At 63.4% G+C, this 23617-nt stretch carries 12 protein-coding genes; 7 read left to right on the forward strand and 5 right to left on the reverse strand.

Annotation, left to right across the window (positions count from 1 at the left end):
- The first annotated feature begins 42 nt into the window (after positions 1-42).
- Positions 43-1527: a leucyl aminopeptidase gene (locus BUS42_RS03840; protein ID WP_074305411.1), complete on the forward strand. Its 1485-nt coding sequence runs from the start codon at positions 43-45 to the stop codon at positions 1525-1527.
- A gap of 65 nt (positions 1528-1592) precedes the next feature.
- On the opposite strand, the gene BUS42_RS03845 is transcribed toward BUS42_RS03840, so the two are convergent.
- The 3 genes from BUS42_RS03845 to BUS42_RS03855 form a co-directional block, all read right to left on the reverse strand.
- Complete coding sequence (locus tag BUS42_RS03845; protein WP_254053284.1) at positions 1593-1973, reverse strand: hypothetical protein; 381 nt, start codon at positions 1971-1973, stop codon at positions 1593-1595.
- Positions 1974-2758: 785 nt separating this feature from the next.
- Positions 2759-4732 (reverse strand): WD40 repeat domain-containing protein, encoded by a 1974-nt coding sequence (locus tag BUS42_RS03850; protein WP_074305415.1) that lies wholly within the window; start codon positions 4730-4732, stop codon positions 2759-2761.
- A gap of 349 nt (positions 4733-5081) precedes the next feature.
- Entirely contained in the window at positions 5082-6800 is a 1719-nt protein-coding gene (locus BUS42_RS03855) for a S41 family peptidase (protein ID WP_074305417.1), read from the reverse strand.
- A gap of 1284 nt (positions 6801-8084) precedes the next feature.
- On the opposite strand from BUS42_RS03855, the gene BUS42_RS03860 reads away from it, so the two are divergent.
- The 3 genes from BUS42_RS03860 (at position 8085) to BUS42_RS03870 (ending at position 11337) form a co-directional block, all read left to right on the forward strand.
- On the forward strand, positions 8085-9398 hold the full coding sequence (locus BUS42_RS03860; protein ID WP_254053285.1) for a tetratricopeptide repeat protein: 1314 nt from the start codon (positions 8085-8087) through the stop codon (positions 9396-9398).
- A 198-nt stretch (positions 9399-9596) separates the two neighbouring features.
- Positions 9597-10313 (forward strand): hypothetical protein, encoded by a 717-nt coding sequence (locus tag BUS42_RS03865; protein WP_254053286.1) that lies wholly within the window; start codon positions 9597-9599, stop codon positions 10311-10313.
- A gap of 142 nt (positions 10314-10455) precedes the next feature.
- On the forward strand, positions 10456-11337 hold the full coding sequence (locus BUS42_RS03870; protein ID WP_074305418.1) for a CAP domain-containing protein: 882 nt from the start codon (positions 10456-10458) through the stop codon (positions 11335-11337).
- 59 nt (positions 11338-11396) lie between these two features.
- Here BUS42_RS03870 and BUS42_RS03875 read toward each other — a convergent pair whose 3' ends face one another.
- A complete protein-coding gene (locus tag BUS42_RS03875; RefSeq protein WP_074305421.1) occupies positions 11397-12245 on the reverse strand; it encodes a DUF1559 family PulG-like putative transporter in 849 nt (282 codons plus the stop codon).
- A gap of 311 nt (positions 12246-12556) precedes the next feature.
- Here BUS42_RS03875 and BUS42_RS03880 point away from each other — a divergent pair, with 311 nt between their 5' ends.
- The gene (locus BUS42_RS03880; protein WP_074305423.1) at positions 12557-13084 is read left to right on the forward strand and encodes a hypothetical protein; all 528 of its coding nucleotides are present in this window, start codon (positions 12557-12559) and stop codon (positions 13082-13084) included.
- A 283-nt stretch (positions 13085-13367) separates the two neighbouring features.
- Here BUS42_RS03880 and BUS42_RS03885 read toward each other — a convergent pair whose 3' ends face one another.
- Positions 13368-13706, reverse strand: coding sequence for a hypothetical protein (locus BUS42_RS03885; RefSeq protein ID WP_143206231.1), 339 nt, complete (start codon positions 13704-13706; stop codon positions 13368-13370).
- Positions 13707-13983: 277 nt separating this feature from the next.
- Here BUS42_RS03885 and BUS42_RS03890 point away from each other — a divergent pair, with 277 nt between their 5' ends.
- Positions 13984-20466, forward strand: coding sequence for a HAMP domain-containing protein (locus BUS42_RS03890; protein ID WP_143206232.1), 6483 nt, complete (start codon positions 13984-13986; stop codon positions 20464-20466).
- Between the two features lie 111 nt (positions 20467-20577).
- Positions 20578-23379 (forward strand): hybrid sensor histidine kinase/response regulator, encoded by a 2802-nt coding sequence (locus BUS42_RS03895; protein WP_074305427.1) that lies wholly within the window; start codon positions 20578-20580, stop codon positions 23377-23379.
- Positions 23380-23617 lie beyond the last annotated feature (238 nt).

Raw genomic sequence — 23617 nt, forward strand, 5'->3', positions numbered from 1 at the left:
TGTTCGCCGATCGGCCCACTACCCCCACGAGTTGCGACCTCCATGAACGTCCAGTCGATTCGCCGGTCACTTAGCGCCATCGAGACCCCTTGGCTTGCGCTCGGGATCTTCGAAGGCGAGTCCGAACCCCCGCTCGCGGTCCGGGAGCTCGCGCTGGGCGAGTGGATCGGCCGCCTTGTCGCCGCCAAGGAGCTGTCCGGCGGCCTCGGTGATTTGACTCCCTTGCTCGGAGCCCATACGCCGGCGACCGAGGGGGTCCTCATCTTCGGCCTGGGACCGAAAGCGCGGTTCGATGCCGGCGCGGCGTTTGCCGCGGGGGTGGCCGTCGGCAAGCGGCTCGCCGGCAAACCGAGGGAGTCGGTGTCGGTGGTGTTGCCCGAGGCCGATCGCCCGGACGTCATCGCGTCGGCCCTGGTCGAGGGCCTGATCGTCGGCACTCAGGGGCCTGGCCTGCGAAAGACCGAACCGAGCCGGCACCCGTTCGGCACCTTGCAGTTGATCTCGCCTCCGAACGAGGCGCTGGAGGCCGACCTGGCCGCGGCGGTCGAGCGCGGTGGGATCGTCGGTCAGGCGGTTAACCTGGCGCGCGAGCTGACGAATACTCCGCCCTCCGAGAAGCCGCCCACGAAGCTGGCCGCCCGTGCCGCCGAGGTGGCCGTGGCCGCCGGCCTGGGTGTTTCGGTTTGGGACGAACCGAAAATTCGCGAGGAACAGTTCGGGGGCCTGCTTGGCGTCGCCGCCGGTTCGGCCGAGCCGCCCGCGTTCGTCGTGCTCGACTATCGTCAAGGGGGAGACCGTCCCACCCTGGCCCTGGTCGGCAAGGGGGTCACGTTCGACTCCGGCGGTCTTTCCCTCAAGCCGAGCGCTTCGATGGAAGACATGAAGAGCGACATGACGGGCGCGGCGGTGGTGCTGGCGACCTTGGTCGCCGTGGCCCAGCTCAAGCTGCCCGTGAACCTCGTCGGCTACATGGTCATGACCGAGAACATGACCGGCGGCAAGGCGATGAAGCTGGGGGACGTGCTCTCGATTCGCAACGGGAAGACCGTCGAGGTGCTCAACACCGACGCTGAAGGAAGGCTGATTCTGGCCGACGCGCTGAGCTATGCCGTCGAGCAGAAGCCCGCTCGCGTCCTCAACCTCGCCACCCTCACAGGGGCCTGCCTGGTCGCCGTGGGAACCAAGATCGCCGGCCTGTTCAGCAACGACGACTCGTTCGCTCAAGAGGTGCAGGACGCGGGCCGTCAGACGGGCGAGCGAACCTGGCGGTTGCCGCTCGACGAGGACTTCAAGGACGCGATCAAGAGCCAGGTCGCCGACCTGAAGAACGTGGGAGGAAAGTGGGGAGGCGCGAGCACCGCGGCCAAGTTCCTCGAGCAATTCGTCGGTCAGACCGCCTGGGTCCACCTCGATATCGCGGGACCAAGCTGGGCGGACGCCGACTCGGCGACTCGTGACGCCGGCGGGACCGGTTGCTTCGTACGGACTCTCGTGGCACTGGTGGAAGCATCACTGCGCAAGCAATGATCGTTCGCTGAGGAAGGCCCGAGTTCGCGAAGAAAAAAAACAAGAATCAGACGGAGGGTGGGGTGCTAACCGGCATGCGCGAGTCGCGAGGCCAGGAGGCATTCAATCCTCCGGCTATTGATGTCGAGCGCCTCGAGGATTTCGAGAACCTCTTCCATGGGCAGATCGTTGTCGATGGCCCAGTTGAGGATGTCGAGATTTTCCCGCCCTGCTTTCAACCGATCGAGGATCTCGTCGATCAGCAACGAATCTTGGAAAGCCCGTTGCAGGAGCCCAAAATCGTTGTGGTCGAGCTCGATCCAGAAGGTCCGTCCCTGAAGGTGCTCGAGCCAGCGGTCCCGGAGGAACCCGTTCCAGTGCTCGCGGACCCAACAGCGGATGGCCCACTCACCGAGATCTCGTCCCGCCTTCTCGCTCTCGATCCACTTGTGGCGTTGGGCTTCCACCTCGCCACAATCGTGAACACTCAAGCGAACACTAGGCCGGACTGTGTGAGCGACGGAAAAACTACATCGACTCATTGAGACCTCCGAATGGATCTCTTGCTTGATCTCAGATCAATGAATTTGAATCAACGCACTCGTCGGCTTTCATTCGGTCGTTCCTCGGGGAAAATTCAATTTCGCTTCCCTGCAAGGATCGCCACGTTAGTTATTTATTCCTAGAAACGAACTCATTGAATCGTTTCCGCCTCTGTAAAGTCTAGCGATCTTATCCAAAGGGGCGATCGCTCGCAAGCCGACTCGCTCAAGTTCATCGGTTGCCCCACCGCTTGGCCTCGGTGCCCCGCCGTCGCTTTGGGTCGACGAATTCCCCACTCCACACCCCCAAGGGATACGAGGGGACGCAAAACGGAACGGAATCGAGAAAAAAGCGACGGTCTCGCACACGACTTTGGCTCGCTGTTCCTCGTCTCGGGAGATATCGGTCGTAAGGGTAGGGTCGAGTGAGCTGAGGACCGGCATCTTTGCAAACCACGTTGGGGGCACGAGATGGATCGCTGAAGTTTGATGTGTTTGTGGGGCCGCCATGAACCGTTCCTTGGGTCGAGGCGGTTTTGGGAACGAACTCTCAAGCATTCACCGGGTTGATCGGGACGTGAACCTTATCAGACTGCAATTCCGGTGCCGTGGAGCTCGATATCAGGGTGGGAATTCGGTCGTTGTCGGTTCTTGGAGGGGAGGCAGGCTCACGCGGATTTTATGCCGCGGACCCTACTCATGCAGGCTGCTTAGGATTCGGTCTCGAGGGTTGGGAACCAGGCGAGCGAGCGGCCGATCAGGGCGGCGACGCCCGTGCGACCGATGGCGACGGGGCCGAGGGGCTGATCCGCCACGGCACGCCAGTTGACGCGACCCGAGAGGTCGGTGCAGATCAGGTGAACCCCTTGGCGGGAGACGCGCCAGGCCTGGCCTTCGTGAGGGCCCGCGCCGAAGACATCGTGGGGAATGTCGGATGCGCGGCTCTGGCCGCGGAGATGGCCCGCGCCATCGAACGCCATGGTGCGCCCGTCGGGGGCCGCGACCATCGCGATCGAACCGAGCCGATGGAGTTGCCATCCTTCCCAGGGGATCGGCGACTGCCAGTGGACTTTTCCCTTGCGATCGTGACCGCGGAGGACCTGAGCCCGACGAGCCAGCGTCACCCAGGCCACCTGGCTCGGGGATCCGTCGGGGGCCTCGATCAGCAGCAACGGGTCGGACGGGTTACCCGGCTCGCCTCCGACCGGTTCGCCGGCCGGGTCGAACACGTCGAGCCGCCCGTCCGTCGTGGTGACGGCCGTGAATCCGTCGGAGCGGATCGCGAAATCTTCCACCGACGAGGCCAGTTCTCGTTTCCAGATCCACCGCCCCGAGAGCGTGGCGCGGCCGATCCGGTCCCGCTCCTGGACCACGCCCAAGCCATAGGAATCGGGGTCGATCGCCAGGTGAGTGATCTCGACCAGGCTGAGGTCGACGCGCTGGGCCTTGCTCCGTCGCGCATCATAGAGCATGACATGTCGATCGGTCGCCGCAGCGATCCAGCCGGGGGCATTCCGTAGGACCCGTCCGAAGCCGAGGAGCTCGGGCGACTGTCCCAAGTTCTCGCCTTGGGCCGAGAAGATTTGCAGCCGGTTGGAATTGGTCATGAGCCCGATCCGAGCCGGATCGTCGAGCACGGTCAGCACGGCGGACTCGGCCTGTTCGTCGGTCGAGGCGACCGGGAGCGACCAGGCCGGCGCACGCATCGACGAGGCGCCGGGACGGGGCGACGCGGCCTTCGACTCCGGGGCCGTCCGAGGCGTCGTTCGCGAGCCACCGTAGAGATCGAGCCGGACGATCTCGCCCGTGGCGTGGCCATGAATCAGGTAACGCCCCAGCGGGTCGGCTTCGAGGGCGATCGCGGGGCGAGACAACATCGTCTTCCAGCGCACTCCTCCGGAGGAGCTCAGGACGGCCAGTTCTCCTTCCAGGGTCGAGACTGCGATCATCCGGCCCGCGAAGTCGGGGACGGCGTGCGCGGCGGTACCGCCGAGGTGGTACGCCCCTTCGTTACCCCCGCGGATATCGAAGCGCTGAATTCCGTAGGTGAAGCAGCTCGCCAGGATCATTCCGCCATCGCCGGTGGTGGTCAGCCGGCCGACGTTGGACATCAGCGACTCTTCCCAGGCGACTTCAGCGGCGAGCTTCCCGGCCGTCGCGCCCGGCTCGAGGTCGATCCCGACGAGCATCCCGTAGGTCGCGGCCCCGAGCAGAAAGGGGCGGTCCGGAACAAACACGAGGTGCGCCATCGCGTGGCGGGTCTCGAGCCGGCCCGCCTGCTTTCCATGCCGGTTATAGAACTGAATCATGCTGAGTCGCGAGCCGACCGCGAGGTAGCGCCCGTGCGGGTCGATGGCCAGGTTGGTCGCGTCCGGAGGTGCCTGGCGATCGGCGATCATGTCGAGATCGGCCCCGAGAAACCAGAGCCGCGACCCTTCGCCCAGCAAGGCAATGAAGGCACCGTTGTCACTGATCGCACCGGTGATGACCCGATCCGGCGCCCGCGAGACCGAGCGGTGATTGCCGAGCAGGTCGAGCAAATAGAGCTGCCCTCGCTCGTCCCAGGCGAGGATGGTCCCGGCCTCGCGGGCCAAGGCCATCCCCTTGAGGGGGGCATCGGTATGGACCGTCCAGGCCGGAACGGGGTCGATCCGAGTCTGCTGCCGGCCGGAAATTTCGGGCATCGTCGATCCCGTTAATGAGCAAATCTCGTCTCAAGCCAGCGCGGTCACCCACAAGACGTTTCAAGGAAAACCGTCACCCGAGGCTTGGAGCGTTTGAGGTTCGAGGGGATCCCTGTCACCTCGTTCCGTCTGTGATCCATTCGATCGAAAATCGCTTTAAGCGGATGGAGCTGGTCTTTCTTGACATTGAATGATGTGCAAGCCCCGGGTGCCACGGGTTGTACCCAACCCGTGAGCCAAAAACCCGGGCGATTGCTCACGGGCTGAGTCCAACCCGTGGCACCCAGCGGTCTTTGCATCGCCGCGGTTGTCCCTCAAAAATCAAAGGCAACGGGACCAACGGAACGGCTTAGCGAGCGGCATTCAGCCGCCGTTTGGCCAGTTCCATGGCTTTCACGAGTGCGGTGTCGTGAAGCGGATCGCCCGGGGTTTCTTCGAGTTGAGGAGTGTCGGTGCCAGTGCCGGACGCGGCGGCCGAGTCGGCCGAGTCGGCCGCGGGCTTGGCGGCGACGTGCACCTTGATGTCGGGGGCTACGCCTTGCTCGCTGTAAGGTTGGTCCTTGGGCGAGTAGAACTTTGCGGTGGTCAGCTTCAAGCCGGCCGGTGCGGTTCGCAGGGCGAAGATGCTCTGCACGGAACCCTTGCCGTAGCTCCGCTCGCCGACGATCACCGCGCGGTTGTGATCCTTCAAGGCACCGGCGAGGATCTCGCTGGCACTGGCGCTGTCGTGGTCGATCAGGACGGTCAAGGGCATGGTCCAGAGTGCTTTGGCGTTGGCCTTGTAGACCTGGCTCTGGCCGGGCGCGCGGCCTCTGGTCGAGACGATGATCCCACGATCGATGAACCGTTCGGCCATCTCGACCGCCACGTTGAGCAGTCCGCCGGGGTTGCCGCGGAGGTCGATCACCAGCGATCGCATGCCTTGACGCCGAAGCGCCGTGATCGCTCGGTCGAGTTCTTCGGTGGAGTTCTTCTGGAACCCGACGAGCTGAACGTAGCCGATTCCACTGGCCGGGTCGACGATCTTGGACTGTGCGACGCTCTCGACCTCAACGTGCCGGCGGACGATCCGGAACGACTTGGTCGAGCCGTCGGACCGCAAGATTTGGAGATCGATGGGGGTCCCCTCTGCCCCTTGGAGTCGACCGGCCGCCTCATCGAGACTGAGGCCGCGCACCGCCAGCTCACCAACGCGGGTAATCTGGTCGCCCACCTTCAAGCCCGCTTCGGCGGCGGGGCCGCCTCGGATCACACCGACGAGGCGAAGGCCCTCGGTATCAAGCTTGAGCTCGATGCCGAGGCCGACGAAATTGCCGTCGATCATCGCATAAAGATCATCGAGTTTGTCGGGAGTGAGATAACTCGTATAGTCATCCAGCGAGTCGCACGCCCCGTAGGTGAACTCGAGGATCACCGCGGAGGCTCCGAGATGAAGCGCCTTGGCCGCCAAGTCGCAGACGGCGAGGACTTCGGTCTGGGCCGACGATCGGTCCGGGGTCGTGATCCGAGAGCGCCGGGCGCGGAGGGCGTCTCGGAGCCACTGGACCCGGGTGGCGTCGACGGTGCCGGCGTTGGTCCGGAGGAACTCAGGATCGCGGAGGGCGACCTCGAAGTTGTCGAAGCCACGGCGCACCAAGGGCTCGAACGGGACCGGGTCGACGTAGTGGGTCTCGATCCGCTCGAGCAGCTCGTCGTAGAGCGCCAGCGATTTTTCTTGAGGGAGACGGAGCAGGACGTTGCGGAAGCTCTGGTCCTGGTAGCGGCGCACCAGCTTATAGTGGGTTTCGCAAAGCCGGCGGCGCTTGACGAAGTCAACCTCGTTGGGCCAGGTCTCGAGCGCGTCGGTATAGGCGTGGATTGCGGCTTGCCAGTTCTTCTGACGCTCAAAGTCGAGGGCGCGTTCGAACGCGGCTTTCGGGTCGTGTTGCGGGTCCGACGCCGATGCGTCCGCGGAAGCTTGGGGCTGGGACGACTCCAAAGGAGGGGCCGACCACACGACCGGCGGGCTCATCCAGGCGATTGTCGCCAGGAGAAGCCAGGCCGCTCGGCATGAAACCATGGGTCGCATCGCCGACGATCCTCCGACTCGGGAGCGTGGCCGAGGGACCGTCAGGCTGGGTGGAAGAGCTCTCGAACCGAAGACGAGAGGGGGCCGCACGTCACGGCTGAGGGCTCAGCCGCCGCAAGGATTCGTCAGGGTGATCGATCGCCGAACCGTACCGGGGCCTCATGATCCGTCCGCGCACCGCTCCATGGTTGCCATTCGATGGGGCTGCTCAATGATTGGCGGGCACGGCAACGGATCAGCACAACGCCGAAGCGTCAAATGCCTTTCTTTCGCCGGTCCGGAAGGGGGAAACGAGTCTCCTCTCGCACCCCCTCTGAAAGACGATTATATCACACACAATAACGGGACAAGGGGAAGGCGGAAAACTCCCGGTCAGGTTCGTCGCAAACTCGCGGATTTCTCCCTTTTTTGTTTCCAGAAGATTCGCGACCTCGCGTTTGTGCCACTCCTATCGGATACCCACAACCGCGTCGACAAGGGAAAGCGGGGCGACCTTGAGGACGGCGACCGTGGCCGCCGGTCCCGAGGACACTCGCCCGTCAGCAGGGTCGCACGATCCCCCCCTCCTTTTCCCGCGACCTACAATCGATGGGTTGGGGCTTCGCCCTCATGAATCGTTAGGAGGGGGCCGGTTCGGTTTAACCCACCAGGTTTGCCGGTTCGCACGATTGATTTGCCTGCAAGGGATCCGGCAAGTTGGTGGTTCGGTCGCTCGCCCCCGCCGATTTCCCTCAAGAACCGACGACGCGAGGGCGATGACTTTTTCAAGAGTAGCGATCAGTGGGGATGGAGCGTTCGCGCACGTGGGTGCGTGGGAGGATTGGCTGAGGAATTTGATGGCGATTGTGCGAAAATGCTCAAGTGGTGATTGGGAACCGTGATCGCTCACGGGAACAAGGCCGAGGGCGCGAGTCTTTCCGCTCGAGTTGAGCGATGTCCCTCGTCCACTCAGGACGTGATTGACGGTCTGTTGCGTAGCGTTGAGTGCCGCCGTGACAATGATCCGGCGTCCCACGTTCGGCGTCCCACGCGAGTCGTCGGTTTTTGGGGATACCTGAACCGCGGTGCAAGAAGTGAAAAAATGATAATATTGGTTATTGTTGTTGGGGGTAAGAGAACAAGAGTCGGTGGACACCTTGATCGGTTTCAGAACGGGAGTCGTTAATGTCTCGCAAGCGCAACTTCAAGGCGCGGACGGAAAGGTATTCCTCTCTTGCCGAATCACCAACTCGGGGCTCGACCGAGCCATCGCGAAGCCACCTGATTCCGAAGGATGAGGACCGATTGAGTCACGCGACCGAAGCAATCCCGGCCGGAATCGTGCGTGAGAACGAGGCGGTCGTGAGTGCCCGCGAGCGGCTTGCCCTTCAGAAGCAGGCCATTGGGGAGCATCACCCCGATTATGCCACGGGGTTAAATCAACTCGCGATGCTTTTGATCATGCATGGCGATCCCGATCGGGCCGAGCCATTGCTGAGGCAGGCGCTCGAGATTCGCAGGGAGGTGCTGGGCGAGAAGCATGCTGACTTTGCCACGAACCTGAGCAGTCTCGCCGGCCTGTTCTGGGCGCGGGGCGATCTCGATGGCGCGGAACCTTTGATGCGCCAGGCGCTTGACATTCGCTGGGATGTGCTCGGCAGCAATCACCCCAAGACGACCACGACCCTGAATAGTCTCGAACAGCTCCTCCGCGCCAAGCAGGATTGGGAGGGAGTCGACCGACCCGCCGCGGCCCCTTCGTCGGTCCGCCCGCCCGCTGCTCCTGGCGTTGAGGTTGTCGAACCGGCACCTGCTCCCGCGCTTGCGGCTTCGGTTTCGACCGACGTTCCGGCGGAACCACCGGCGGACGAGCCGATGGTTCCCCCTCAACGCCTCGAGCCGGCCATGGAGGAACTGTCGGCCGGAGCGGCCTCGGCTGACGAGGTCGAGGCGAGGCCGGTCGGTTCGCGACCGGAGCCGGGGGTTGCGACATCGCGGACCCGTGATGAATTGATCGGTCGGCAAGCGGCGCTCGCGGCTCAGTTCGCTCGCGTGGGAGAGCGGCTCGCCCGGGAAGCGGAAGAATGGAAGGCGGGGGGAGCGCCCCCTTCGCCGGCCTTGATCGAGGAACTCGACGTCTGCGGACGCGACTTCGAGCAACTTCGCGCTGAGGTCGTCCAGTTGGCCGATTCACTGGGGGCGGCGAGCGAGCCGACTCCGTTGGCGAACCTGGACGAGATCACCCATCTGCTTCAGTTCCTTGGCGAAGCCGAGGGCCGCCAGGCCCAGCTCGAGGCGGTGCGCGGCCAGGCGTTGGCGACGCTCGATCGTGTGCTTGCGCTGGCCGCCGCCGATGGGAGCGAGTTTGCTCCGCTCGTCGCCTGCCAGGCGAGGGCCAGAGCGGATCGCACGGCCATTGCCGAGGCCTCTGTGCTCGAGCTCCCGGCCGACGCGACCCGGCTGGCCGAAGGGGATCACCCGTTCCACTCACTCCTGACCTTGGTGGAGGAGGGCGGCCTGAGCGATGACCTCTGGACGGCTTCGCTGGAGTCCGTCGAGTCGGAATTCGGCAAACCGCTCTCAGTGGCGGTGGCCCGTTCGAAAATCGTTCGGCCCTGACCTGAAGTGTCCGAAGCGTCCCCCCCTCGAAGGTCTTGCGTCCGAGGGGAGCCGCCACCATGATCGTGAGGCGAAGCCGCCTGACTCGAACCCCAAACGGCAAACGAGGTGCCGAGGGTTGACCCCGAATGTCGCACCAACAGCCTGTCGACGAGCGTGCAAGTCGCCCCTACTGGCGAGGCCGCGAGGAGCGATTCAATGACTCATAGCAGCAATAATCTCTCTCAAGAAATTGTCAATATTTCTGATCTCTTCTCCAGTCTCGGCGAGCGACTGCTCGGCGCGGCCCGTCAACTCCATTCGCCGGGTTCGCCTCCGCCCGAGGGGCTGATCGAAGAACTGGGGCAGGCCCGCCGCGAGTTCGTCGTCCTGCGCGACCGCACCAAGGTACGCGCGGAGGGGTTGCGGGTCGCTCTTCCTTCGGCCGAGACGCTCGACACGATTCAAGGGCTGACCGCGGTTCTCGACTTGGTCGCCGAGGCCGAAATCCGCCAGTCCAAAGCCGAAGAGACCAGGCGTCGCGCCCTGTCCGTCCTGGATCGGGTCCTCCGCCTGAACCACTCGGGAGAGCGTGAGTTCGCCCCGCTCCTTGATTGCCAGAACCAGGCCCAGACGTTGCGCGAGCGGATCGTGGCCGGGTCGTGGACGGCGCTTCCGGCCGAGACCGAGGCCCTCTCCGAAGCTGAGCATCCGTTTGCCAACCTGCTCGCCCTCATCGAGGAGCGCGACGCGCTCCACGACGACCACTGGGCGCGGCTGCACGACACGATCGGGGCCACTTTCGGCAAGCCGCTGGCCGCGGCCGCGGCTCGCTCCAAGCTGATCTTTTCCTCGGAACCGACCGGGTCGGACGATTCGGAGCTTTCTTCGACCGGCCCGTACAATCCGGGCACGGCCAGTCCGAGCCACCGCTGATCGGATCGCTAGCCAGTTCCGCTCCGGGTGAGTACCGGAATTCGGTCGGTACGCCGATTGCTCGTTTCGAAACCGGCGCGGAGGGTCATGGCCCTTGGGGGGGCGACCTCCGCGTTGGTCCGACCGACTTACGAGGTCACCGATGCGCACCCGACCACGCGGCGTCTCGAGCCTGGCGATCGTGCTTGTCGCGGTGTCGATGTTCGGCCCCTGGGCGGGCGCGCAGGAGGAGGCTGAGAATCTCGCGGATCTCCCCGCCCTGGTCGCCGCGCACAATCGCGAGCGTGAGGTGAACCACCTGGGCCCTCTGACCGCCAATCCGAAGCTCGAGGCGGCCGCGCTGGCCCACGCCCGTGACATGGCGATTCATGAGAAAATGACGCATGAGGGGACCGATGGTTCAACCCCCCAGCAACGGATCGAGCGCCAGGAGTACCACTACCTGGGCCTCGCCGAGAACGTGGCTGCCGGGGCGAGGAGCGTCCCCGAGGTGATGCGACTCTGGATGAGGAGTCCGCCCCACAAGAAGAATATCCTGGGCGACTTCACCGAAGTCGGGTTCGCGCTGGTGAAGGGGGAGGACGGGACTCCGTTCTGGAGCGCCGAGTTCGGCAAGCCGATGCCTCGCCTCGACCCCGAGAAAGCCGCGGCTGATGTGGTGAGCCTGTTCGACCAGGAGCGCAAGCAGGTCGCCAAGCCCCCGCTCAAGCTCGAGCCCAAACTCGCGGCCGTCGCGCAGCGCCATGCTCGCGCGATGGCCGCGCAAAACGAGTTCCGCTCCAAAGACGATGACGACTTGACCCCGTTCGATCACGTCGAGAAGTCGGGCTATCGGTTCAAACGCATCGGCCAGGCCAGCCTGCAAGGCCAGCCGACCGCGGAGCAAGCCGTGGAAGCCTGGCTCAAGGAATCGTCGAACCGGGAGAGTCTTCTGGGGGACGTCAAGGACGTGGGCGTTGGCTACGCGGTTGGCGAGAAGGGCGTTCCGTTCTGGAGCCTGATCTTCGCCGAACCCCGGAGATGAACGTCGGCAGGCACGAAGGGGCCTGTTCCCGCCCCTGAGACGTTTCACCACTCGGGACCTTATCGGTCCCAGCCGACCGGCAGGGACTCACCGCCCGCGACTGTGGACGGGGCTTCGAATACGCTCGGGGCGATCGAATCGCGGAGGAAGTGGACGGATCCATCGGCCATCGCGATCATCGCGCCGCCTCGATGTGTGCCGCCGAACTGGCGGCCCCTGCCGAGGTAAGGTCGGCGATTGGGGTCGAGGCCGCGAACCGAGGAGGGGCCTCCGGCCGTCCAGGGGCCAACCTGGGCGGTCGTCTCGGCGAGCATCATGGTGGATGACGCGCCGTCCTTGAGATCGGCCGTCCTGGTCTGACGGTTGTATCCGAAAATCCCGGCTCGAGGATGCCCGATCGGCAGGTTCGGGGCGTCGGTCCCAAGCCCGGCAATACCGACATAGACGAGCGGTTCCGGCATCCCCGGTTTGACTCGGCTCAGGTGCGCCGGACACCGGATCGGGAACCACGGCGGCTCTGTCGAGGGCTCGACGGAGCGGGGCTCTCCCGGCGGCGAGACCTGAACCTGAGGGAGGATGTTCGTTTCAGAATCCCAGGGTAAGTCCGGGTCGAAAAGGAAGGATATCGACTGATAATAGTCGGTCCAGTTGAGGATAAGTATGACCCAGCTCAGGCGACGTTCGGGAACCAAGCGATCACCACGCACGGTTCCTGGTGGAAACGCTCCCCACTGGGATTGATAGCCTTTCAACGCCATCGCGAGGTTGCGAAGTTTGCCTCGGCACGGTTCGCGTTCGGCCCGAGCCTGGTTTTCGCGGAAGAGCCCGACGCCCGCCAGGCCGATCGCCACCAATGCCACCGCAGCCATGAGCCAGCTCAGCGAGAAGTGGAACCGTGACGGTCTCATGGTCAGGGTCTCAATAGGGTATGTCATGTGTCCCATGCTTACGAATTTTGGATTGAAAGATTATTATGATGTGAATTGGCGCAAGTTTTTATGGGTTAATACTGTGTCCTTTGTGAGATCATTGGGAAACTTCGCGCAACACGAATCATCAATGGATGAAAAATGGCGTCGGAGTGGGATCGGATCGCGGGCAACTCCCGAACGGGAATCCGACTCAAGTCTTCTTGCTTGCAAGCACCGAAAGTGCGACAGTTGTCATAGAGGGCTGAGTTTAACTTGGTAAACGGTCCCAAAGCAATGGACGTTCCCCAATGTCGCCTTCATCGGAATCGATCCACCCGCAGCGGCACTCACTCGCCTGGGCGATGGCCCTGATCGCGGTCATCGGCGCCAAACTTGCCGCTTTGCGTTCCATTCTCCCGTTGCAAATCAGCATTTTCTGGACATCCTATCCCTGGTCCGTGTTACGTGAGGGTGAGTTCCTCCCGCCCAGATTCCCCAACCTTGGACTTGCCACGATGGTCCTTGTGCTGGAGTTCGGTCTCTTTCGGCTGGTCACACGGCGGGGAGGGCGGCGGGCGTTTTGGGCCGGCTTTGAGATCGTGGGCTGGGCTGGCGTGATCACGTGCTCGGTCTTTGCCCGTAACCTCTGGTGGCAGTTCCGCGCGCTGTTCGAGGGTTCCATCCTCGGCCGAGAGATTGGTCGTCCGTTGGATATGGGCCGATTCGTCCTCTTTGTGAGCGGCCTCCACCTACTCGCCTTACTTCCCGCCGCTCTCTTCGCCGGCATGCTTGCCCGCTTGGTCTGGCATCGTTACCGGCCGCCGAGTCGTCAATGACGCCGGATACCACGGCGCTGTCGAACATCCCGATCGCGAGGAACCTAACAAGGAGTCGGTCTGCCTTGGAAGGCGAAGCCGTATTTCCTTTCCGGCGGGTTTCTCATGGAAAAAATGGATGATGTTCCAAGGGCCTTGGGCAATAATGCCTCGGATTCACGCTAACCCCGTTGGAAATACGGCCGGGGCGGCTGTCTTGCTCTCTGATTTTTTTGTTTGTTCATGTTTTGGAATGAAATAAGATTGGGTGTTTTTAATGCGGTTGATTATTCTGGCTCAGAGATTAGACGAGTGCCATGAGGAGCAATAGCACAAAGAAGCCGAGTCCGATGGCGAAATAGCCGAGCCTTCGGGCGAGCTCAGATTCTCCGCTTCGGAGAATGGCGACCCATCCCATGCCGACGGCGATCATCCCAAGCGATAACTGGGCGAGGCTAAAGCTCCCGGCATACCGAGCCATCCGGCCGGCGGCTGTCGGGTCTCCTGAGGCCGCTGCATGGATTCCCCGCGTGGCGAACACTCCATATCCGCACCAGGCGACCAATCCAAGGAGGACACAACTGACCGCGATCGCGCCGAGAACGACGGCGCGTCGCATGCGTGGTACGGGAGTGTTTGCCATCGCGGTCCGCTCCGAGGCTTGGATCCACTTGCAAACTCGATCGCGAAGGAACAGGCTGCCAATTATCCGGGCCAGAAGCCTGGGAAGCGAAGGGAATTACTCATCCCAGGTTTCCTGGTCTGATTTGCCGGAATGACTCGCAAAGCTTCAGTTGATCTGCAAGAATAGACGCTCCATTAGGCTCATGCGTTAGAGCTTGCGCCGTTTCCCCCGGCTATTCACTTGCCGGCCCCGGGGGATCGCTTCTTTCGAGCTTGCCTCCTTTGAGGATTGTCCGATGGCCAAGAAGCCTTCTTCGGGTTCCGTCGTCGGTTCGACCTCGGCCGCGGTGCCTTCGGAAAATGGCGGCACCACCGTCAGCGACGGGTCGACCTACGGATCGTTCGACTCGAAGGGGTTATTGGGGGCCTTGAAGCGTCTCAAGAGGGGCGACTTCAGCGTTCGGCTTGCTCTCGACGAGACGGTCGTCGGCGCCGCGATCGCGGACGCGTTCAACGACGTGGCCGAACTGCTTGAGAACAGCACGAACGAGTTCGCCCGGATCGGCACGGTCGTCGGCAAGGAAGGGCGGATCTCTCAGCGTGCCTCGCTCGGTGGAGCGTCCGGGTCCTGGGCCGCCGGGGTCGACTCGATCAATACGCTGATCGGTGACCTGGTCCAGCCGACCGAAGAAGTCGCCCGCGTCATCGGTGCCGTGGCCAAGGGAGATCTCGCGCAACGGATTCCGCTCGAGATCGAAGGGAGCCCGCTCAAGGGGGAATTCCTCCGGATCGGCAAGACCGTCAACACGATGGTCGACCAACTCGGCTCGTTTGCCTCGGAAGTCACCCGGGTCGCGCGCGAGGTCGGTTCGGAGGGAAAGCTGGGCGGTCAGGCGATGGTTCAGGATGTGGCCGGGACCTGGAAGGACCTGACGGACAGCGTGAACTCGATGGCCGGCAACCTCACCGCGCAGGTGCGGAATATCGCGCAGGTGACCACGGCCGTTGCCAACGGCGACCTCTCCAAGAAGATCACGGTCGACGTGAAGGGAGAGATCCTCGAGCTCAAAGATACGATCAACACGATGGTCGATCAGCTCGGCTCGTTCGCTTCGGAAGTGACCCGCGTGGCGCGGGAAGTCGGCTCGGAAGGGCGACTCGGGGGGCAAGCGTTGGTCCGCGGGGTCGGCGGGGTCTGGAAGGACCTGACGGACAGCGTGAACTCGATGGCCGGCAACCTCACCGACCAGGTGCGGAACATTGCCGAGGTCACGACCTCGGTGGCCAACGGCGACCTCTCGAAAAAGATCACGGTTGATGTGAAGGGTGAGATCCTTCAACTTAAGAATACGATCAACACGATGGTCGACCAGCTCAACTCGTTCGCCTCGGAAGTGACCCGCGTGGCCCGCGAGGTCGGCACCGAGGGGCAGTTGGGAGGCCAGGCGCAGGTCCGCGGCGTGGCCGGTGTTTGGAAGGAGCTGACGGACAGCGTGAACTCAATGGCCGGCAACCTGACGAGCCAGGTGCGGAACATTGCCGAAGTGACGACGTCGGTGGCCAACGGCGACCTGTCGAAGAAGATCACGGTGGACGTGAAGGGGGAGATCCTCGAGCTGAAGGACACGATCAACACGATGGTCGACCAGCTCAACTCGTTCGCTTCGGAGGTGACCCGGGTCGCGCGTGAGGTCGGCACGGAAGGGCGGCTGGGCGGTCAGGCCCAGGTCCAAGGGGTCGCGGGGACCTGGAAAGACCTGACGGATAGCGTGAACTCGATGGCCGGTAACCTGACCGGCCAGGTGCGGAACATCGCCGAGGTCACGACCGCCGTCGCCAACGGCAACTTGACGAAGAAGATTACGGTCGACGTGCGCGGCGAGATCCTCGAGTTGAAGGACACGATCAATACGATGGTCGACCAGCTCAACTCGTTCGCTTCGGAGGTGACCCGCGTGGCCCGCGAGGTCGGCACCGAGGGGCAGTTGGGGGGCCAGGCGCAGGTCCGCGGCGTGGCCGGGGTCTGGAAGGACCTGACGGACAGCGTGAACTCGATGGCCGGTAACCTGACCGGCCAGGTGCGAAACATCGCTGAAGTGACGACGTCGGTGGCCAACGGCGACCTGTCGAAGAAGATCACGGTGGACGTGAAGGGGGAGATCCTCGAGCTCAAAGATACGATCAACACGATGGTCGATCAGCTCAACTCGTTTGCCTCGGAGGTGACTCGCGTGGCCCGCGAGGTCGGCTCGGAAGGGCGACTCGGTGGCCAGGCCCAGGTGCAAGGGGTCGCGGGCACCTGGAAAGACCTGACGGACAACGTGAATCTGATGGCGAGCAACCTGACCGGCCAGGTGCGGAATATCGCCGAGGTTTCCACCGCGATCGCCAAGGGGGACCTGTCGAAGAAGATCACGGTCGACGTGAAGGGGGAGATCCTCGAGCTTAAGAATACGATCAATACGACCGTCGACCAGCTCAACTCGTTCGCCTCGGAAGTGACTCGCGTGGCGCTCGAAGTGGGGTCGGAAGGGAAGCTGGGCGGGCAAGCCCAGGTCCGTGGCGTGGCGGGGGTCTGGAAGGATCTGACGGACAGCGTGAACTCGATGGCCGGCAACCTCACCGCGCAAGTGCGGAACATCGCCGAGGTCACGACCGCCGTCGCCAACGGCGACCTGCGCAAGAAAGTCACGGTCGACGTCAAGGGGGAGATCTCTCAGCTCAAGAACACGATCAATGCGATGGTCGACCAGCTCAACTCGTTCGCTTCGGAAGTGACCCGCGTGGCCCGCGAAGTCGGCACCGAGGGGCGGCTGGGCGGTCAGGCTCAGGTGCAAGGGGTGGCGGGGGTCTGGAAGGATCTGACGGACAGCGTGAACTCGATGGCCGGCAACCTGACCGGCCAGGTGCGGAACATCGCCGAGGTCACGACCGCCGTCGCCAATGGTGACTTGACCAAGAAGGTGACCGTCGACGTGCGCGGGGAGATCCTCGAGCTCAAGAACACGATCAACGCGATGGTCGACCAGCTCAACTCGTTCGCTTCGGAGGTGACCCGCGTGGCCCGCGAGGTCGGCACCGAGGGGCGGCTCGGCGGTCAGGCCCAGGTCCGTGGGGTGGCGGGAGTCTGGAAGGACCTGACGGACAACGTGAACTCGATGGCCGGCAACCTCACCGACCAGGTGCGGAATATCGCTGAGGTCACGACCTCGGTGGCCAATGGCGACCTGTCGAAGAAGATCACGGTCGATGTGAAAGGTGAGATCCTTCAACTTAAGAATACGATCAACGCGATGGTCGACCAGCTCAACTCGTTCGCTTCGGAAGTGACCCGCGTGGCGCGTGAGGTCGGTACGGAGGGGCAGTTGGGGGGCCAGGCGCAGGTCCGTGGCGTGGCCGGGGTCTGGAAGGAGTTGACGGACAGCGTGAACTCGATGGCCGGCAACCTGACCGGCCAGGTGCGCGGAATTGCCAAGGTCGTGACCGCGGTCGCCAACGGCGACCTGAAGCGGAAGCTGATCGTCGAGGCCAAGGGGGAGATCGCGTCGCTCTCGGACACGATCAATGAGATGACCGACACGCTCGCCACCTTCGCCGAGCAGGTGACGACGGTGGCGCGCGAGGTCGGTGTCGAAGGGCAGCTCGGGGGGCAGGCGAAAGTCCCGGGGGCGGCCGGAACCTGGAAGGGGTTGACCGAGAACGTGAACCAGCTCGCGGCCAACCTGACCACCCAGGTGCGCGCGATCGCCGAGGTCGCCACGGCCGTGACGAAGGGGGACTTGACTCGTTCCATCACGGTCGAGGCCCAGGGCGAAGTGGCGGCCTTGAAGGACAACATCAATGAAATGATTCGCAACCTCAAGGACACGACTCAGAAGAACAATGAGCAAGACTGGCTGAAGACGAACCTGGCCAAGTTCACGCGCCGGCTGCAAGGCCAGCGGGACCTGCTCTCGGTCACCAAGCTGATCCTCTCGGATCTCGCGCCCGTGGTGTCAGCGCAGCATGGCGTCTTCTACATGATGGACCAGTCGGGCGGAGAACCGTTCCTCAAGTTGACGAGCACTTATGCCTACCGCGAGCGGAAAAGCCTGCGCAACGGGTTCCTGATCGGCGAGGGCCTGGTCGGTCAGTGCGCGTTCGAGAAGGAGCGGATCCTCGTCGGCGACGTGCCGGGCGACTACGTCCGGATCAACTCGGGTCTCGGGGAAGCCCCCCCTCTGAACATCGTGGTCCTCCCTGTGATCTTCGAGGGGGAAGTGAAGGCAGTCATCGAGCTCGCCTCGTTCAACGCGTTCAAGGAGATCCACCTCAACCTGCTCGACCAATTGACCGAGACGATCGCGATCGTCCTCAACACGATCGAGGCCAACATGCGGACCGAGTCGCTGTTGAGCCAGTCGCAGACCTTGGCCTACGAGTTGCAGAGCCAGCAGGAAGAACTCCGCCAGACCAACACCCGGCTCGAGAAGCAGGCCGCCTCACTCCAGGCGTCTGAAGAGTTGCTCAAGAGTCAGCAAGATGAGTTGAAGCAGGCCAACGAACAGCTCGAAACGAAAGCGGGTCAGCTCTCGAAGCAGAAGTCGCAGGTCGAAGGCAAGAACCGCGAAATCGAGCTGGCCAAGCTCTCGCTGCAGGAGAAGGCCGAGCAGCTTGCGCTGACATCGAAATATAAGTCGGAATTTTTGGCCAATATGTCGCACGAGTTGCGCACACCTTTGAACAGTCTCTTGATCCTGGCCGAGATGCTCTCGGAGAACAGTGACGGCAACCTGTCCTCCAAGCAGAAGGACTTCGCCCAGACGATCTATGCCGCGGGCTCCGACTTGCTCTCGTTGATCAATGACATTCTCGACATGGCCAAGATCGAGTCGGGGACGATGGCGATCGAGGTCGGCGAGGTGGCGTTCCACGAGCTGCGCGACTATGTCGAGCGGACGTTTCAGCCGGTGGCCGAAACCAAGAACCTGGCGTTCCAGATCGACCTGGTCGACGGGCTCCCCTCGGGGGTGGCGACCGACTCCAAGCGGCTCCAGCAGGTGCTTCGGAACCTGATTTCCAACGCGTTCAAGTTCACCGAGGCGGGGACGGTCAAGCTTCGGGTCGACCGGGCCCGGGAGGGGTGGAGTACCGACCACCCGGTCCTCGACCATGCCACGGAAGTGCTTGCGTTCACGGTGACCGACACCGGGATCGGCATCCCTTCCGATAAGTTGCGAATCATCTTCGAGCCGTTTCAGCAGGCGGACACGGGAACGAGCCGAAAGTACGGGGGAACCGGCCTCGGCCTGTCGATCAGCCGCGAGATCGCCCGGCTGCTCGGCGGCGAGATCCGGGTTCGCAGTACGGTCGGCGAGGGGAGCCACTTCACGCTCTACCTGCCCAGGCATTACGTGCCGGTCGCCCCTCGTCAGCCGGGCGGGCTCATCGTTGAACCGCCCGAGCTCGGCCCACGCTCGGCCGAGGTCTGGTCCACGGTCCGCGAGGCGATCCCGTTCTCGTTCCCGAAAGCGGAGATCGGCGGTGACCCGAGGAGCTCGATCCGGCCCGGTGATCGGGTCGTCCTGATTGTTGAGCACGATTCGAAGTTTGTCGACCTGCTCGTCGATAAGGCCCACGAGGTTGGCTTCAAGGCGGTGACGACGACCTGGGGTGAGATGGGCCTGACGCTGGCCCATGAACTGAAGCCCGACGCGATCACGCTCGACTTGCGGCTTCCCGACATGGACGGCTGGGTGGTCCTGGACCGCTTGAAGCAAGACCCTGAGACCCGCCATATCCCGGTTCACATCATTTCCGTGGACGATAGCTGGCACCGGGGAGTTCGCCTGGGGGCGTTTGCGTTCTTGAAGAAGCCGGTGGACCGGCGGTCGCTCGACGTCGCCTTCAGCAGTATCAAAAATTTCGTCGAACGTTCGATGCGGACCCTGCTCGTGGTCGAGGATAACGAGCTTGAGCGCATGGCGATCGTCGATGCAATCGGTGGCGGGGACGTCGAAACCAAGGCGGTGGCGACCGCGGCCGATGCTCTGATTGCGCTCGAGACCCAGACGTTCGACTGCATGGTGCTCGACCTCGGCTTGCCGGACATGAACGGCTTCGACCTCCTGGAGCAGGTCCGCCGCAACCCGAAGCTCCACGACTTACGGATCGTGATCTACACCGGCCGAGATTTGACTCCTGCCGAGGAAGCGCGCCTGGAGGAGACGGCCGAGACAACGATCGTCAAGGATCTCCGCTCGCTCGAGCACCTGCTCGAGAAGACGACTCTCTTTCTGCACCGGGTCGACGCCCACCTGCGGCCCTCATCGCGGCAGTCGATCGAACAGGTCCACCGGGATGATGCCGTGCTCGTCGGCAAGAAGGTCTTGATCGTGGACGACGACCTCCGCAACATTTTCGCGATGACAAGCAAGCTCGAACGTTGGAAAATGGATGTGTTTCGAGCCGAGAACGGTCGGCAGGCCCTGGCTCTGCTCGAAAAAGTCTCCGGGATCGACATTATCCTGATGGATATCATGATGCCAGAGATGGACGGGTACGAAACCATGAAGGCGATCCGAGCGATGGGGGATCACGAGGATCTGCCCATCATCGCACTCACGGCCAAAGCGATGCGAGGCGACCGTCAGAAGTGCCTCGATGCGGGGGCGTCGGACTACCTGGCGAAGCCGGTCGCCAGCGACCAACTTTACTCGATGCTTCGGGTCTGGATTCATCGCCACGACGACCGGACCCGAAAGCCGGTTGAGGCGGCGGGCAACGTCGAAGCGGAGTAGGTGGCCCGGCCATCAAATCAAGGAAGGTTGACTGGTCGGCCGGTCGGGAACCGACCTTGGCGACATCGACGGGTCCGAAACGCAGGTTGCTGGTCCTGAGGAATGACGAGCATGCAAGCCGAGGAGAAGGTCAAAATCCTCCTGGTGGACGACCAGCCGAATAACCTGTTCGCCTTGGAAGCGATACTCGAGGGTTCGGACCGGACCCTTGTGCGCGCGGTATCGGGTGAAGATGCGCTGATGCGCGTTCTTGACCATGACTTTGCCGCGATCCTGATGGACGTGCAGATGCCCGGGATGGACGGCTTTGAGACGGCTGCCTTGATCCGGGAGCGTGACCGGTCGAAACACACGCCGATCCTCTTTCTCACGGCGTTCGAGAGTAGCGAGCTGCAAGTCTTCAAAGGGTATTCGCTCGGGGCCGTCGACTACCTCTCGAAGCCGGTCGTGCCGGCGGTGCTCCGCTCCAAGGTCAGCGTCTTCGTCGAACTCTTTCAGAAGACGGAGCAGGTCCGGCGACAGTCCGAGCTCCTGGTCGAAAACCAGCGGAAAGAGCACGAACGCGAGCTGGTTGAGGAGAAGCGGCGGTGGGAGCTCGACCGGCTCCGCGAGGAGACCGCCCAGGAGAAGAAGGTCGCCGAGGCCTTGCGGCGGAGAACCGAAGAACTGGCGCAAACGATCGCCGAGCGTGCGTGCGCGGAGGAACAGCTTCGCCGCCGCGCCCATCAACAAGCGATCGTCGCCCAGTTCGGTCAGCGCGCCCTGGAAGGGATCGGCCTGCCTGCCCTTCTGGACGAGGCGGTCGACGCCGTGAGGCGAAACCTCGAGGTGGAGTTCGCGCGGATCACCGAGCTGTCTCCCCAGGGCGATTTCGTGAGCATGAAGGCGGGCGCGGGGTGGGTTGAGGACCTCGCGGATACCGTTCCGGTGGGCGTCGGCACCCGGTCGTTTTCCGGCTTCAGCCTGCTCTCGGCCGACCCGCTCGTCGTCGACGACCTCGGCCAGGAGACTCGCTTCGAAGTCCCTCCGTTTCTCCGCCGGCATGGCGTCGTCAGCGCCATCAGCGTCAAGATTCACGGGCGGGGCCGGTCGTTCGGCACGCTCGAAGCGTTCAGCCGCGACCGGCGGCCATTCACGCCGGACGACGCCCACTTCCTTCAAGCCCTGGCCCATGTGCTGGCCACGGCGATCCAACGCAAGCGCGACGAGCAAGAACTCTCTCGAATCAAGGATGAGCTTGCCGTCCAGCTCGCGGACATGACCCAGTTGCATGCGCTGAGTGCTCGGCTCTCCAATAGTCTCGAGCTGCCGGCCGTCCTCGAGCAGGTTCTCGCCGCGGTCACGAGCCTGCAAGGGACCGATCGAGGTGTGCTGATGCTTTACGACCGCGACCTGGATTTGATGTCGACGGCGGCCAGCGTTGGGTTCAGTGAAGGGCCGCTCGATGTCGTGGAGCGGGTGACGACTAGCCTGCAAGAGTCCGGCACCGTATCGGCGATCATCAGCGGTGGCATCATCGTCGAGGATCTCGAGGCCGACCCGGTTTTTGCCCCCCACCTTGCGGCGGCCTTGAACGCGGGCTGTCGTGCGGTCTCTAGCACCCCCTTGCTGACCGTGGGCGGCGAACTTGTCGGGACGATCGCCACCTACTTCGATCGGCCTCATCGACCGTCCGATCGCGAGACCAGGCTGGTGGAGCTTTACGGCCGGCAGGCGGCCGAGTTCATCGAGTACGCGCGGCATTATCGTCAGATCCGTGAAGCCGACCGTCGCAAGGACGAGTTCCTGGCGATGCTCGCCCACGAGCTGCGCAACCCGCTCGCCCCGATCCTGAACGCGATTCACTACATGCGCGGAGAGACGGTCGACCTCGTGTCCGTGGAACAGGCGCGTGAGATTGCCGAGCGGCAGGTCCGTCACCTCGCCCGGCTCGTCGACGACCTGCTTGACGTCTCGCGGATCAGCTCGGGCAAGATCCAGCTTCGCAAGGAATCGATCGAGTTGGCCGACGCCGTGAATCGCGCGGTCGAGACCTCACGCTTGTTGATCGAGCTCCGCGGCCACAACCTCACCGTCACGCTGCCCGAGGAATCGCTGCCGCTCGAAGCCGACGCGGCTCGAATCGAGCAGGTGATGGCGAACCTCTTGAACAACGCCGCCAAATACACCGAGGAAGGGGGCCGGATTGCGCTGGTGGTCGAGAACCGCGGCAAGATCCTCGAAATCCGGGTCCGCGACACCGGGATCGGCATCGCCCCGGAACTACTCCCGCGCGTTTTCGACCTGTTCACTCAGGACAAACGCTCGCTCGACCGCTCGCAAGGGGGGCTCGGCATTGGCCTGACCCTCGTTCGCAACCTGGTCGAGATGCATGGTGGGAGCGTCGTCGTTCGCAGCGAAGGGGTCGGCAAAGGGAGCGAGTTCATCGTCCGCCTGCCTCGGCGGCATGGAGTCACGCCCGCCTCGGTTCCTCTCCCTGACGTGCCGGTGCCTCGCCAACCCGACGACGCGAGCGAAGCGCCGCCGAAACGGATTCTCGTCGTGGACGACAACATCGACGGCGCCTTGATGCTGGCCCGGCTCCTCAGAGGGTGGGGCCATCAACTTGCGGTCGCTCACGATGGTGAAACGGCGATCGAGCTTTCCCGCGAACAAGCGTTCGACGTCGTCTTGCTCGACATCGGCCTCCCTGGCATGAACGGCTATGAGATCGCGCAAGCGTTGCGCAGTCAGGCGGGCTTCGAGCAAACCTTGCTGGTCGCCCTGACCGGCTACGGCCAAGGCGAAGATCGCCGCCGGTCGTCCGAAGCGGGGTTCGACCACCACCTGGTCAAGCCCGTCGACCCGTTGGCCCTCAAAGCCCTCCTCGATCGCTATCAGCCCCTCGTCCGCCAAGAATCCGAACATGTGTAACGGGACGAGCCGGGAGCGGTGAGTACTCGAGGGGAAAAAACGAGAAACCGCCAGGATCGTCGGTAACGTCGTCGATGAAGCCCGAAGTGGAACGATAAGGAGGCTGGACAACCTCATCGCTCAAAGGCCACAACCGGCGACCGAGCAATGCTGGCGATTTCTTGGGTGGGCCGTGCCGAGGCTCTAGGCCCGACGGGTATTCGGCACCGGCAAACGGCGAGTCGATGCCGCCGTTATT

The organism is Singulisphaera sp. GP187, assembly GCF_900129635.1.
In the GTDB taxonomy this organism is placed as follows: Bacteria; Planctomycetota; Planctomycetia; order Isosphaerales; family Isosphaeraceae; genus Singulisphaera.

Bases quoted from the DNA above. Each gene is read 5' to 3' on its own strand.
- BUS42_RS03840 (WP_074305411.1), top strand. From the start codon at position 43: ATGAACGTCCAGTCGATTCGCCGGTCACTTAGCGCCATCGAGACCCCT.
- BUS42_RS03850 (WP_074305415.1), bottom strand. From the start codon at position 4,732: ATGCCCGAAATTTCCGGCCGGCAGCAGACTCGGATCGACCCCGTTCCG.
- BUS42_RS03855 (WP_074305417.1), bottom strand. From the start codon at position 6,800: ATGCGACCCATGGTTTCATGCCGAGCGGCCTGGCTTCTCCTGGCGACA.
- BUS42_RS03865 (WP_254053286.1), top strand. From the start codon at position 9,597: ATGACTCATAGCAGCAATAATCTCTCTCAAGAAATTGTCAATATTTCT.
- BUS42_RS03870 (WP_074305418.1), top strand. From the start codon at position 10,456: ATGCGCACCCGACCACGCGGCGTCTCGAGCCTGGCGATCGTGCTTGTC.
- BUS42_RS03875 (WP_074305421.1), bottom strand. From the start codon at position 12,245: ATGAGACCGTCACGGTTCCACTTCTCGCTGAGCTGGCTCATGGCTGCG.
- BUS42_RS03880 (WP_074305423.1), top strand. From the start codon at position 12,557: ATGTCGCCTTCATCGGAATCGATCCACCCGCAGCGGCACTCACTCGCC.
- BUS42_RS03885 (WP_143206231.1), bottom strand. From the start codon at position 13,706: ATGGCAAACACTCCCGTACCACGCATGCGACGCGCCGTCGTTCTCGGC.
- BUS42_RS03890 (WP_143206232.1), top strand. From the start codon at position 13,984: ATGGCCAAGAAGCCTTCTTCGGGTTCCGTCGTCGGTTCGACCTCGGCC.
- BUS42_RS03895 (WP_074305427.1), top strand. From the start codon at position 20,578: ATGCAAGCCGAGGAGAAGGTCAAAATCCTCCTGGTGGACGACCAGCCG.